This is a genomic window from Labrys sp. Lb11, from assembly GCF_057554225.1.
In genome coordinates this window covers 705,900-719,269 of record NZ_BAAJOT010000004.1, presented here as the reverse complement: position 1 = coordinate 719,269, position 13,370 = coordinate 705,900, and the positions used below count along the sequence as shown (strand labels likewise).

Sequence of the window (13,370 nt, the reverse complement as noted above, 5' to 3'; positions counted from 1 at the left end):
CAGTGTGGCCGGGGCCTGAGGCAAGGGAGGAAAGAGCGTGCCGAAGCCCTATGACGGCCCGATCGTCGACGCCCATCATCATCTGTGGGACCTCGGTCTCGGCAAACATCCGTGGCTGGCGGCGGAGGCGGGCGAGCGCGGCGGCCTCGGCGATCTCGGATCGCTGCGCCGGGACTACCTGCCGGCCGACTATCGCCGCGACGCCGCATGCTGGCCGATCGCCGCCACGGTGCATGTGGAGGCGGGCTGGGATCCGGCGGACTGCCTCGGCGAAACGCGCTGGCTCGACGCCCTCCCGGCGCGCGGCATGGTGGCGGCGCGCTGCGTCGCCCATGTGCCGCTCGCCAGGCCGGACGCGGAAGCCCTGGTCGAGGCGCAGGCCGCCTCCGCCCGCGTCGTCGGCATCCGCGACATCCTCAGCTGGACGCCGGATCCGGCGCGGCGCTTCGCCGCCCGCGGCGACCTGATGGACGACCCGGCCTGGCGCCGCGGCCTCGCCCGGCTGGCGCGCCATGGCCTCGTCTTCGACCTCATGCTGTTCCCGAACCAGCTCGGCGATGCCGCCCGCCTCGCCGCCGCCTTCCCGGACCAGCTCTTCGTCCTCAATCATTGCGGCAGCCCGTTCGAGCGCGACGCCGAGGGCATGCGCCGCTGGCGGGACGGGCTCCGCCGCCTGGCGCGCCTGCCCAATGTCGCCGTCAAGATCTCCGACCTCGTCGCCTACGACCATGAATGGACGCTCGACAGTCTCGGCGCCGTGGTCCGCCACTGCGTCGATTGCTTCGGCCCGGAGCGGGCGCTGTTCGCCAGCGACTTTCCGGTCGCCGGGCTGCACGCGAGCTTCGACCAGGTCTGGGAGGCCTTCATCGCCATCACCGCGGATTTCTCGGCGGACGAACAGCACGCCCTGTTCTTCGCCAACGCCAAACGGCTCTACCGCCTGGACGAGGTCTCATCGCCGGCTGGCCTCCCGGCCCGACAGCAGCAGCAGCCCTAGGATGAGCGAGCCGAACAGGATGCTGCGCCAGCCGGGCGAGGCGTTGACCACGGTGATCAGGGCCGTGATCGTCACCAGCAACACCGCGCCGGGGATGGTGCCGGCATAGGTGCCGGCGCCGCCGAGGATCGAGGTGCCGCCGAGCACCACGGCCGCGATCGAGGCGAGCAGGTAGGGATCGCCGATGCCGACATAGCCCTGGCCGTTCATGCCGAGCACCAGCACGCCGGCGAGGCCGGCGGTGAAGCCGCTCAGGGCGTAGATCGCCGCCGTGGTGGCGCGGCTCGCCACGCCCGACAGCGTGGTCGCCAGCGGATTGGCGCCGAGGGCGAAGACGCGGGCGCCGAAGGGCGTGGCGTGCAGCAGCGCCAGCGCCAGCGCGGACACAGCCAGCCAGAGCAGGATGCCGGCAGGCACGCCGAAGAGCCGGGCGTTGCCGAGCCAGGCGACCAGCGGGTTCTGGGCCGAGACCGCGCTGCCGCCGGCGATGATGATCAGGACGCCCTGCAGGAAGGTTGCCATGGCCAGGGTCATGATCATCGGATGCACGCGCAGGAAGGCGACGCCCAGGCCGTTGAGCAGGCCGATGCCGGCGGCGATGGCGAGCATGCCCGCCACCGCCAGGGCGCCGCCGGGGTCGCCGCTCCAGGCCAGCAGCGGCACGCCGACGGCGCTGACCGTGACGATGGCGCCGACCGAAAGATCGATGCCGCCGCCGATCACCACCAGCGTCTGGCCGGCCGCCACCAGGCCGATCACCGCCGCCAGTTCCAGGAGATAGCGCAGGTGTCCATAGGAGCCGAAGCCCTGCCTGGCGAAACCGGCCACGACCCAGACGGCCAGGACGATCAGCAGCGTCAGGACAGGCCGGCTGCGCAGGAGGCCGGCGAGGCGCCGGCGCGGAAAGCGGGTGACGTCGACGTCGCTCATGCCGTCCTCCCGCGCGCGGTGAATTGCGGCAGAGCCACCGCACCGATGATGATCAGGCCCTGGGCGACATATTGGGCCACGGGCGGAAAGCCGAGGAAGAACATGACGTTGATCATCACGCACAAGAGCAGGCTGCCGGCGATGGCGCCGCGCATGGTGCCGGCGCCGCCGAGGAAGCCGACGCCGCCGAGCACCGCCGCGGCGATCGAGTTCAGGGTGAAGGCGGTGCCGATCACCGGGTCGCCCGAGCCGGTCTGCGCCGCGACGAACAGGCCGGCGCCCGTGCAGAGCAGGCCGCTGAGGGCATAGGCGACGATGCGGGCGGCATCGACCGGCACGCCGGAGCGATAGGCGCCGACCGGGTTTTCGCCGGCGGCGTAGAGGCTGAGGCCGAGGGGGGTCGCCAGATAGAGCTTCCAGGCGAGCGCGGTCAGCACCAGCAGGACGGCGGCGACCGGCGTATTGCCGGCCAGCAGGTCGGAGAACCAGTCGGGGATGGCGCCGCCCGGCCGCGGCAGCACCAGGAGCGCCGCACCGCCGACGATGAAGGACCCGGCCAGGGTGACGATGATCGCCGGCAGCCTGAGACGCACGACGATGACGCCGGCCGTCGCGCCGATGCCGAGGCCGGCCAGCGCGACGGCGACGCTGCCGCCGGCGACGCCGAGCGGGCCGCTCATGGTCGTGGCCGCGATCACCGCCCCGAGGCTGACCATGGCGCCGACCATCAGGCTGATGCCGCCGGTCAGCATCAACAGCGCCTGCGCCATCGCCACCAGGGCGAGCGGCAGCCAGCTCTGGGCGAATTTCGACACGCCGCCGACGCTGAACAGGCCGGGGAAGAGGTAGAGATAAAGGGCGAGGAAGGCCGCCACGACCAGGAACAGGCCGTGGACGCCGCGATTGCGGCCGCGCTGGACCGGCCAGTAGAGCGAGGGCCGGGTCATGCCGCCTCCCTCGCGCTCTCCGCTCCCATGGCGGCGGCGACGATCGCCTCCTCGCTGAGCATGTCGCGGCCGAGCATGGCGACGATGCGTCCCTCGCGCATCACCGCCACGCGGTCGCACAGATGCACCAGCTCCGGCGTGTCGGAGCTCGACAGCACCACGGCCTTGCCCTCCCCGGCGAAGCGCCGGAGCAGGCCGTAGATCTCGCGCTTGGTCTCGACGTCGACGCCGCGCGTGGGGTCGTTGAGCAGGAGGATCGGTGGGTCGTGCGGCATCCACTTGGCCAGCGCCACCTTCTGCTGGTTGCCGCCGGACAGGGCCTGCACCGGACGCGTCAGGTCCCCCTTGATGCCCAGCCGGTCGGCGAGGTCGCAGGCCAGACGCCGCTCCGCCACCCAGTCGCGCAGCTGCAGCGCCGCGGCGCGGGCCAAGCCCGGCAGCATCATGTTGGCCGCGATGGGATGGATCAGGTGCAGGCCCTCGCGCTTGCGGTCGGCCGGGACATAGGCGAGGCCCAGGGCGTTGGCCCGCGCCACCGAACCCGGCAGGCCGGCAGCGGCGCCGAAGCGGGCGGCGGCGGCCGTCGCCGGCAGGGCGCCGTAGAGGGCGAGCAGCAGGTCCTCCTGCCCCTGGCCGACCAGGCCGCCGATGCCGAGCACCTCGCCGCGCCGGAGCTCCAGGTCGACGTCGCGCACCATGCCGGCGCAAAGCCCGGAGACCGAGACGATCGCCTCGGCCTGCGACGCCGGCGTCCAGCGCGGGAACAGGTCGCCGGGGTCGCGCCCGACCATCAGACGCACCAGGCCGGCGGCGTCGATGCCGTCGAGCGGCCGGTCCGCGGTGACGGCGCCGTCCTTCAGCACGGTGACGTGGTCGCACAGCGCCATCACCTCGTTGAGGCGATGGGAAATATAGAGGATGGCCGTGCCGGCGGCCCGCAGCCGGCGGATCAGCCCGACCAGGGTGGCGGTCTCGTGGGCCGAGAGCGAGGAGGTCGGCTCGTCGAAGATCAGCACGCGCGGCTCGCGGTAGAGCGCCTTGGCGATCTCCACCATCTGGCGTCGGCCGAGCGGCAGGTCGCCGACCGGACGCGACAGCGGCTCGTCGAGGCCGACGCGGTCGCAGACCGCCTTGGCGCGCTCGGCCAGCAAGCCGTAGTCGACCAGGCCGAGGCGGCGCGGATAGGCGCCCAGGCCGATATTCTCGGCGATGGAGAGCTGGCTGGTCAGGCTCAGCTCCTGCTGCACCACGGCGACGCCGGCGCGCCGGGCATCCGCCGGGGTCAGGCGGTCGAGGCTGCGGCCGTCGACCTCGATGCTGCCCCCGTCGGGACGCAGTGCGCCCGACAGGAGATTGATCAGCGTCGACTTGCCCGCCCCGTTCTCGCCGAGCAGCGCATGCACGCGGCCGGGCTGCAGGGTGATCGAGACATCGCGCAGCACGGGATTGCCGAAGAACGACTTCGACACGCCCCGCGCCGCGAGGATCGGGGCAGAGCTCATGAGGCAGGACCCGCGGCCGGAATCACTTCTGGGCCAGAAGCTTGTCGAACAGAGCCTGATCGTAGGGCGAATAGATGTAGCCGTCAGCCGGGAAATCCTTGGCCCGGGCGAGATAGCCGTCGAGATTGGCGTCGTCGATCACCGGCAGCGGCACCTTGACGAAGGGCGCGACGTCCTTGCCGCTCAGGGCCTGGACCGCGGTGTAGGCGGCCAGGGCGCCGAGCCAGTTCGGCTGCATGGTGGCCCAGCTCTTCAGGCCCTTTTCCTTCCACAGCTCCAGGAATTGGCGGGCGTTTTCGCCGGTCATCGGCACCATCGGCCGGCCCTGCTTGTCCATGGCGAGCACGGCGCCGGCCGAGAGGGCGCCGCCGAGCGAGAGCACGCCGTCGATTTCGGGATGGGCGAAGAGCAGGCTGGTCACCGCTTCCTGCGCCGGGGCGACGTTGTAGGCGGTGTTGGTCTCGGCCAGGATGGTCACCCCCGGATTGGCCTTCAGCACCGGCTCGGCGCCCTTGCGGCGGTCGTCGCTGACGGAGATGCCGGCCGGGCCGTTGAGCACCAGGATCTTGCCCTTGCCGCCCATCTGGTCGACCAGCCACTTGGCGGCGCTGGCACCCCATTCGGCCGAGTCGGTGTTGATCTTGGCCGTGACCTTGTCGGTGTCGACGAGGCTGTCGAAGTTGATGACGGCGATGCCCTTGGCGCAGGCATCGGCCAGGACGCGGGCCGGGGCGGTGGAGGAGCCGGCGATCAGCAGGATGGCGTCGACATTGGCGTCGATCATCGACTGGATCTGCTGGATCTGGGTGTTGGCATCGCCCTGGGCGTCGGTGATCACCAGCTTGTCGACGAGGCCCTCCTTCTTCAGCCTCTCGACCTCGGCGGCGATGGTGCCCTCGGTCTGCTTCATCCAGGTCGGCACGGAATAGATGTTGGCCCAGCCGAGCGTGAACGGCGGCTTGCGGTCGCCCTTGATGCAGTTGGCGGCAGCCTCGGCCGCGGTGGCGAGGCCGGCGCAGGCGACGAGGCCGAGGCAGACGGCGCCGATGGCCGATCGCAAGGATGACGTGAACATGGCTCTTCCCCTCAATTGAAGCAGGTCGTCGTTGCACGGCCGGGCAGCAGTCCGGTCGCGATCACCTTGATTGAAATTCCATTATACCGGACTAACGAACACTATTCCGGACACACTGATGCTAGATCCGTTTCCCGGCCGTGCGCAAGAGGCCGCTTTCCGCCGATCGACGCGATTCCTTGACAGGCAGGATCGACGGAGCTTATTGATCGATCCGGTATATTGCCATTTAGTCCGGTATATTGGACTTTCAGGCGACGGGCAGCCGGCGCCGTCATCTTTTCCGACCATTCCGGAGGAATGCTGTGAGCATCACGCGTTACGGAGCCAGCAAGGCCGGCGCAGGCGGCCAGTCCCTGCCGTTCGCCCGCGCCGTCGAGGCGGACGGCTGGCTCTACGTCTCCGGCCAGGTCGCCATGGTCGACGGCGAGATCATCGAGGGCGGCATCATTCCGCAGACCCACAAGGCGATCGAGAACGTCATCGCCATCCTGGAGGAGGCCGGCTACGGCCTGGAGCATGTGGTGCGCGTCGGCGTCTGGCTCGACGACCCGCGCGACTTCTGGACGTTCAACAAGATCTACGCCGGCTATTTCAGCGCCCACCCGCCGGCACGGGCCTGCGTCCAGGCCAGCATGGTCGTCGACTGCAAGATCGAGATCGACTGCGTCGCCTACAAGCCGAAGGGGTGAGCCGCCGACGGGTTGCCCGGCCGGCGCAAGCTGTGGCACATGCGGGGCAATCGCGCGAGGAGCCTGACATGTCGGCGGACGGAGTGACCGAGATCGGCGTCAACCGGCGCATGCGCGGGCTCGACCGGGCCTTCGAGATCCTCGACTTCCTGCGCGAGCACCACCGGCCGGCGCGCGCCAACGAGATCGCGGCGGGAATCGGCGCGCCGAAGTCCACCGCCTACGAACTGGTCAACCTGCTGCTCAACGCCGGCATCCTCGAATATGCCGACGGAGAAGGCCGGGTCTATCTCGGCCGCAAGCTCTATTTCCTCGGCCTCGCCTACCAGTCGCAGTTCGACCTGACCCGCGAGTGCAAGGCCTATCTCGCCCGCCTCGCCGAGACCACGCGGGAGACGGCGCAGCTGTGCATGCTGGACGGGCGCAAATACACGGTGGCGATGATCAAGGAGGGCGCCCGCCCGTTCCGCATCTCCTCCGATGTCGGCGAGCCGATCCCGGTGCCGTGGACCGCCTCCGGACGCCTCCTGGTGGCGCATATGAGCGACGAGGAGATCCTCGCCTTCATCCCCAGAGGCGACTTCGTGCTGCCGGACGGCGCGGTGCTCGACAGCGCCGTCTTCCTCGGCGAGGTCCACCGGGCGCGTAGCGAGGGCTTCTATTCCTTCGACAGCGTCGCCGACACCTTCACCCACTGCTTCGCCGCGCCGATCTGGCAGGAAGGCGTGTGCGCCGCCACGCTCTGCCTCGTCGCCCCGCGCGCCGATGCCGCCCGCAACCATGCGCAGTACCGCGAGGCGCTGGTCGCCGCGGCGCGCGAGCTGACGGACAAGCTCGCGGACACGCCCGTGCGCTTCTCCAAGAAGGTGGCCCACGGCTGAAGCCCCGGCCGCTCCCTGCCCTTGGCGGAAAGGGCAGGGACGAGGTTCGTCGACAGGGCCGTCAGGCCGCCGCCTTGGGTGTCGGCCGCGACCGCCGGCCGAGCCACATCGCGAGGGTGCGCAGCGTCACGTAGAACACCGGCGTCAGGAACAGGCCGATCACGGTCACGCCGATCATGCCGAAGAACACCGCGGTGCCCAGCGCCTGGCGCATCTCCGCGCCGGGGCCGGTGGCGATGACCAGCGGCACCACGCCGAGAATGAAGGCGAAGGCGGTCATCAGGATCGGCCTGAGGCGCAGCCGGCAGGCCTCGATCACCGCCGCCACCGGGTCCTTGCCGTCGCGCGCTTCGGCCTCGCGGGCGAACTCGACGATCAGGATGGCGTTCTTCGCCGCCAGGCCGACCAGCACGATCAGGCCGATCTGGGTCAGGATGTTGTTGTCCTGGCCGCGCAGCATCACGCCGATCAGGGCCGACAGCACCGCCATCGGCACGATCAGGATGATCGCCAGCGGCAGCGACCAGCTCTCGTACTGGGCCGCCAGCACCAGGAAGACGAACAGCACCGAGAGGGCGAAGATGAAGATCGCCGTGTTGCCGGTCGAACGCTCCTGGAAGGCGAGATCGGTCCACTGGAAGGTCGCGCCCTGCGGCAGGGTCTCCCGCGCCAGCTGCTCCATGGCATCCAGGGCCTGGCCCGACGACACGCCGGGCGCGGCGTTCCCCTGGATCGGCACCGACGTGTACATGTTGTAGCGCTGGATCAGGTCCGGACCGGAGACGTCGCGGATCTCCACCAGCGTGCCGAGCGGCACCAGCGCGCCGGTGGCCGAGCGCACGCGCAGCCGCTCGATCTGCTCGGTGTCGGTGCGAAAGCGCGGCTCCGCCTGGGCGCGCACCTGGTAGACGCGGCCGAAGGCGTTGAAATCGTTGACGTAGGCCGTGCCCAGATTCTCCTGCAGCGTGTCGAAGATGTTGGAGATCGGCACGTTGAGGAGCTCGGCCTTCTGCCGGTCGATGTTGAGGAAGATCTGCGGCGAGTTGGCCGAGAAGGTGGTGAACACGCCGCTGAGGTTGGGATTGGCGCGCGCCTTGCCGACGATCTCGTAGGCGGAGGCCAGGATGCGGCGCACGTCCGGCCCGAGCCGCTCCTGCACCTGCATCTTGAAGCCGCCGGAATTGCCGATGCCGCGCACCGGCGGCGGCGGGATGGCGATGATGAAGGCTTCCTCGATCGACTGCATGCGCATGAACAGGTCCTTGACGATCTTGTCGGCCGTCAGGCCCTCGGCGATGCGTTCCTCGAACGGCTTGAACGGCACGAAGATCGCCGCCGCGTTCGAGGCGTTGGTGAAGGTGGCGCCGGAGAAGCCGGCGAAGGCGACGGCATGGGCCGCCCCCGGCGTCTGCAGGGCGATCTCGGTGATGCGCCGGGTGACGCGGTCGGTGCGCGACAGGGCGGCGCCGTCCGGCAGCTGCGCCACGATGATGGCGTAGCCCTGATCGAGCTGCGGGATGAAGCCGCGCGGCACCGCCTGGGCGATCCAGACCGTTCCGCCGAGCAGGCCGGCATAGATCGCCAGGGCGATCAGCTTGTGACGGACGACCCCGCCGACCGCGCCGGCATAGCCGTTCGACATCCGGTCGAAGCCGCGGTTGAAGCCGCCGGCCAGCCGGCTGCCGAGCCGTCCGATCGCGCTCCTGGGAGCCGCCGCGTGGTGGGGCTTGAGCAGGATGGCCGACAGGGCCGGCGACAGCGTCAGCGAGATGAAGGCGGAGATGAAGGTCGAGACCGCGATGGTCAGGGCGAACTGGCGGTAGAACTGCCCGGACAGCCCGGGGATGAAGGCGGTGGGGATGAACACCGCGCCCAGCACCAGGGCGATGGCGATCACCGCGGTGCCGACCTCGTCCATGGTCTCGTGCGCCGCGTCGCGCGGGGACATGCCCTCGGCGATGTTGCGCTCGATGTTCTCGACCACGACGATGGCGTCGTCGACGACGATGCCGATGGCCAGCACCATGCCGAACAGCGTCAGGTTGTTCAGCGAGAAGCCGAAGGCCGCCATGATGGCGCAGGTGCCGATCAGCGACACGGGGATGGCGACGATCGGGATCAGGGCGGTGCGCCAGCTCTGCAGGAACACCAGGATGACCAGCACCACCAGCACCACGGCCTCGCCGAGGGTGTGGTACACCGCGTTGACCGACTCGGCGATGAACTGGGTCGGGTTGTAGACGATCGTGTAGTCGATGCCGGGCGGGAAGGACTTCTTCAGCTCCTGCATCTTGGCGATGATCTCGGCGGCCGCGTCCAGCGCATTGGTGTTGGGCCGCTGGAAGATGGCCAGCGCCACGGCCGGCTTGCCGTCGAGATAGGAGTTGGTGACGTAGTCCTGGGCGCCGAGCTCGACCCGGGCGACGTCCTGCACCCGGACCAGGCGCCCGTCCGGGGTGGAGCGCACGATCACCCGGCGGAACTGGGTCGCGTCCTGGAAGCGGCCCTGGGTGTTGATCGTGATGCGGAAGGCGCTGTCCGCCGGGGTCGGCTCCTGCCCGAGGGCGCCGCTCGACACCTGCACGTTCTGGGCCCGGATCGCGGCGACCACGTCCGAGGAGGTCAGCCCGAAGGTCGCCAGCTTGTCCGGATCGAGCCAGACGCGCAGGCTGTACTGGCGCTCGCCGAAGATGGTGAGGTCGCCGACGCCGTCGAGCCGCAGCAGGTCGTCGCGGATGTTGTTGCGGGCGTAGTTGGAGACGTAGAGCTGGTCGTAGGCCCCGTTCGGGGAGAACATGTGCACGACCATCATCAGGTCGGGCGAGCTCTTGAGCGTGGTGACGCCGAGGGCGCGGACCGCGTCCGGCAGGCGCGGCGTGGCGATGGCGACCCGGTTCTGCACCAGCACCTGGGCCTGGTCGAGGTCGACGCCGAGCTTGAAGGTGATGGTCAGGGACAGGCTGCCGTCGCTGGTCGAATAGGAGGACATGTAGAGCATGCCCTCGACGCCGTTGACCTGCTCCTCCAGGGGCGTGGCGACCGTGGCGGCCACGGTCTGGGCGTTGGCGCCGGGATAGGAGGCGCGGACGACGATGGTCGGCGGCGCGATCTCGGGATATTGCGCCACCGGCAGGCCGAGAAAGGCGATGGTGCCGACCAGGGAGATGACGATCGCCAGGACCGCGGCGAAGATCGGCCGGTCGACGAAGAAATGCGCGAACCGCATGGACCGGCCCCTATTGCTTGGCGACCACGTAGACGTCGGGCAGCGTCGTCATCTTGGGCTCGATCTTGACCCCGGGCCGCACCCGCATCAGCCCGTTGACGACGATGGTCTCGTCGCCCTTCAGGCCTTCGCGGATGACGCGGTAGCCGTCGACCCGGGAGCCGACCCTGACCGGCTGCAGCGTCACGGTGTTGTCGGGGCCGACCACATAGACCACGCGCCGGTCCTGATCTGTCGACAGCGCCTCTTCGGGCACGAGCACGCCGCGATATTTGTCGGAGCCGAGGATGCGGATGCGGCCGAACAGGCCCGGCAGCAGGGACAGATCCTTGTTCTCGAACACGGCGCGGCCACGGATCGTGCCGCTGGCGGCGTCGAGCCGGTTTTCGGTGAAATCCAGGTATCCCTTGTGCGAAGGCTCCGGCTCGTTCGACTTGGCCACCAGCACCTCGTTGGGGTTGCCGTCGCTGGAGACGCGGATCGAGCCGGTGCCCAGGCGCTGGTAGGCGAGGAAGGAGCGCTCGTCGACGTCGAAGTAGAAGTTGATCGGATCCAGCGAGACGATGTTGGTCAGGACGGTGTCGTTGGCGCTGACGAGATTGCCGATGGAGACGAGGCGGCGGGACAGGCGCCCGGAGATCGGCGCCCGGATCTCGGTGAACTGCAGGTCGAGCCGGGTGCGGTTGAGGGTGGCCTGGGCCTTGTTGACGTCGGCCTTGGCCGTGGCCACCGCCTGGGCCCGTTCGTCGAAAAGCTGGCCGGTGATGTTGCCCGTCTTGCGCAGGGACTCGGCCCGGTCGAGGTCGCCCTTGGCGAAGTCGAGCCGGGCCTGCGCCGCCTCGAGGGTAGCCTGCGCCTCGTCCAACGCCGCCTGGTAGGGGCGCCGGTCGATGACGAAGAGCAGGTCGCCGGCCTTGACGGTGGCGCCGTCGGTGAAGGCGATCTGGTCGACATAGCCCGAGACGCGGGCGCGGATGTCGACCTGGTCGACGGCCTCGAAGCGGCCGATGAAGTCGTCATACTCGACGACATCCTTGACCACGGGCTTGGCCACGGTCACCGAGGGCGCCTGCTGGGCGGCGGCCAGTCCCGGCCACAGGAGGGACAGGACGAGAAACGGCGCAAGGCGCGCAGACCGCCGGCACGCGGCCGGGCGCGAAAGTGACGCTGCATCAGACATGAATGGCCTCGCTCGACCGGATCAGACGGGCACCATCCTCGGATACCGCGTCGGCCCGGAAGACAGCCAACGCCAGATGGTGCGGTCCGCCGATCCTATCAAGAGTGCCTGCGGGAGCAATCCACGATCGCGAACGCCCGAGGCCACCCGTCCTCAGCTCAGGTGGATGCCCCCGCACACGTTCAGCGTCTGGCCTGTGACGAAGGCCGAGGCGTCCGACGCCAGGAAACAGACCGGGCCGGCGACATCCTCGGGCTGGCCGAGCCGGCGCAGCGCCGTGATCCCCACCCAGCGGTCGATGCTCGCCTGGTCGCCGAGATTGGTGCGGCCCATCTCGGTGACGATGATGCCCGGGCAGACGCAGTTGGCGGTGATGCCGAAGGGACCGACCTCCTGGGCCAGGACCCGGGTGAAGCCCATCACCGCCGCCTTGGAGGCGGAATAATGCGCCTGGTTGGGAGCGCCGTGCTTGCCGCCGATCGAGGCGATGTTGACGATGCGGCCATAGCGCCGTGCCTTCATGTGCGGCAGCAGCGCCTGCACCACCAGGAAAGTGCCCTTGGCGTTGACGTCGAGCACCGCGTCCCACTCCGCCTCGGCGAGGTCGTCGACCGACCGGGAGATCAGGATGCCGGCATTGTTGACGACCGCATCGACCTGCCCCGCCTCGGCGACGGCGCGGTCGGCCATCGCCGTCACCTCCGCCTTGCTGCTGACGTCGGCCGTGACGGCGAAGGCCCGGCGGCCGAGGGCGCGGATCTCGCCGGCCACCGCATCGAGGTCGGCGGACTGGCGGGCGATGTCGTTGACGACGACGTCGAAACCGTCCGCCGCCAGTCCGAGCGCCAGGGCCCGGCCGATGCCGCGGCTCGCTCCCGTCACCAGCGCCACGCGCCCGTTCGATGGCTTGCTCATGTCTGTCCCTCCCTGTCCTCGACGCTCCCGGCGTTTCTCACCGGAAGAAACGGATCTCGCTGCGCAGCACGGCGAGGCTGACGGCGGCGATCATGACGATGCCGCGCACCTCGTTCTGCAGGTAGAACGGCGCGCCCATCAGGTTGAGGCCGTTGTCGAGCATGCCGATGATGATCACCCCGACCAGCGTGCCCTGCACCGTGGCGCGGCCGGGCTTGAAGGCGGTCATGCCGAGGAACACGGCGGCGAGGCTGTCCATCAGGTAGGCGTCGCCGGCGCCGGACTGGCCGGTGCCCAGGCGCGCCGTCAGCATCACGCCGCCGATGGCGGCGCCGAAGGCGGAGAGCGCCAGGGCGACGATGCGGGCGCGATTGACCTTGATGCCGGACAGGCGCGCGGCCTGGATGTTGGCGCCGGTGGCGACGATGCTGCGGCCGAGCCGGGTCCGGTTCAGGAGCACGTAGAAGGCGGCGACCATGACCACCGCGATGACGATCGGCACGGGGACGACGTCGAACAGCCGGCCCTTGGCGATGAAGTAGAAGCTCGCCGGCATCTGGGCGTAGATCGAGTCGCCGTTGGTGTAGGCGTAGTTGAGGCCGAGCGCGATCGGCCCCATCGCCAGCGTCGCGATCAGCGAGGGGATGCGCAGCCAGGTGACCAGCAGCCCGTTGGCGAGGCCGATGAGGACGCCGGCCAGGACGGAAAGGACGATGGCGACGGCCACCGACTGGCCGCTCCAGATCATCAGGCCGGCGACCAGCACGCCGGACAGGCTCGCCACCTGGCCGACGGAGAGGTCGAACTCGCCGCTCGACACCGCCACGGTCAGGCCGGAGGAGATCACCATCAGCACGGAGATCTGCACCAGCACATTGCTGATGTTGCCGACGGAGAGGAAGCGCTCATTGGCCAGGGCAAAGCCGATGAAGATGACGACGGCGGCCGCCACCGTGCCGTATCGGCCGATCAGCCCGCCGAGATCGATGCCGCGGCCGCCTTCGGCCCGTGCGTTCGTCGCCATG

Annotated in this window: 11 protein-coding genes; 3 read left to right on the top strand and 8 right to left on the bottom strand. The window is 69.6% G+C overall.

Translation table 11 applies throughout. From position 1 onward, the window contains the following. Nucleotides 1–37 precede the first annotated feature (37 nt). A complete protein-coding gene (locus AC27L4_RS17905) occupies nt 38–997 on the top strand; it encodes an amidohydrolase family protein (RefSeq protein ID WP_487143592.1) in 960 nt (319 codons plus the stop codon). Here AC27L4_RS17905 and AC27L4_RS17900 read toward each other — a convergent pair. From AC27L4_RS17900 to AC27L4_RS17885, 4 genes are read right to left on the bottom strand one after another with little or no spacing between them, the layout of a single operon-like run. Then, the gene (locus AC27L4_RS17900) at nt 953–1,927 is read right to left on the bottom strand and encodes an ABC transporter permease (RefSeq protein WP_487143591.1); all 975 of its coding nucleotides are present in this window, start codon (nt 1,925–1,927) and stop codon (nt 953–955) included. The two genes, AC27L4_RS17905 and AC27L4_RS17900, sit on opposite strands and share 45 nt — an antisense overlap. Continuing rightward, a complete protein-coding gene (locus tag AC27L4_RS17895; protein WP_487143589.1) occupies nt 1,924–2,874 on the bottom strand; it encodes an ABC transporter permease in 951 nt (316 codons plus the stop codon). Before AC27L4_RS17895 ends, AC27L4_RS17900 begins: the two co-directional genes overlap by 4 nt. Next, nucleotides 2,871–4,376, bottom strand: coding sequence for a sugar ABC transporter ATP-binding protein (locus tag AC27L4_RS17890; protein ID WP_487143588.1), 1,506 nt, complete (start codon nt 4,374–4,376; stop codon nt 2,871–2,873). Before AC27L4_RS17890 ends, AC27L4_RS17895 begins: the two co-directional genes overlap by 4 nt. 22 nt (nt 4,377–4,398) lie before the next feature. Continuing rightward, nucleotides 4,399–5,451: a substrate-binding domain-containing protein gene (locus AC27L4_RS17885; RefSeq protein WP_487143586.1), complete on the bottom strand. Its 1,053-nt coding sequence runs from the start codon at nt 5,449–5,451 to the stop codon at nt 4,399–4,401. 305 nt (nt 5,452–5,756) lie between these two features. Here AC27L4_RS17885 and AC27L4_RS17880 point away from each other — a divergent pair, with 305 nt between their 5' ends. Together AC27L4_RS17880 and AC27L4_RS17875 are read left to right on the top strand one after the other, a co-directional pair. Further along, complete coding sequence (locus AC27L4_RS17880) at nt 5,757–6,143, top strand: RidA family protein (RefSeq protein WP_487143584.1); 387 nt, start codon at nt 5,757–5,759, stop codon at nt 6,141–6,143. 68 nt (nt 6,144–6,211) lie between these two features. Next, nucleotides 6,212–7,024 carry an IclR family transcriptional regulator gene (locus AC27L4_RS17875; protein ID WP_487143582.1) on the top strand — a complete coding sequence of 271 codons (813 nt, stop codon included), beginning with the start codon at nt 6,212–6,214 and terminating at the stop codon, nt 7,022–7,024. Nucleotides 7,025–7,085: 61 nt separating this feature from the next. Here AC27L4_RS17875 and AC27L4_RS17870 read toward each other — a convergent pair whose 3' ends face one another. From AC27L4_RS17870 to AC27L4_RS17855, 4 genes are all read right to left on the bottom strand, one after another. Continuing rightward, complete coding sequence (locus AC27L4_RS17870; RefSeq protein ID WP_487143581.1) at nt 7,086–10,250, bottom strand: efflux RND transporter permease subunit; 3,165 nt, start codon at nt 10,248–10,250, stop codon at nt 7,086–7,088. Nucleotides 10,251–10,260: 10 nt separating this feature from the next. Further along, a complete protein-coding gene (locus AC27L4_RS17865; protein WP_487143580.1) occupies nt 10,261–11,430 on the bottom strand; it encodes an efflux RND transporter periplasmic adaptor subunit in 1,170 nt (389 codons plus the stop codon). A 153-nt stretch (nt 11,431–11,583) separates the two neighbouring features. Beyond that, the gene (locus AC27L4_RS17860; protein ID WP_487143579.1) at nt 11,584–12,345 is read right to left on the bottom strand and encodes an SDR family NAD(P)-dependent oxidoreductase; all 762 of its coding nucleotides are present in this window, start codon (nt 12,343–12,345) and stop codon (nt 11,584–11,586) included. Nucleotides 12,346–12,382: 37 nt separating this feature from the next. Further along, the gene (locus AC27L4_RS17855; protein ID WP_487143578.1) at nt 12,383–13,369 is read right to left on the bottom strand and encodes an ABC transporter permease; all 987 of its coding nucleotides are present in this window, start codon (nt 13,367–13,369) and stop codon (nt 12,383–12,385) included. Nucleotide 13,370 lies beyond the last annotated feature (1 nt).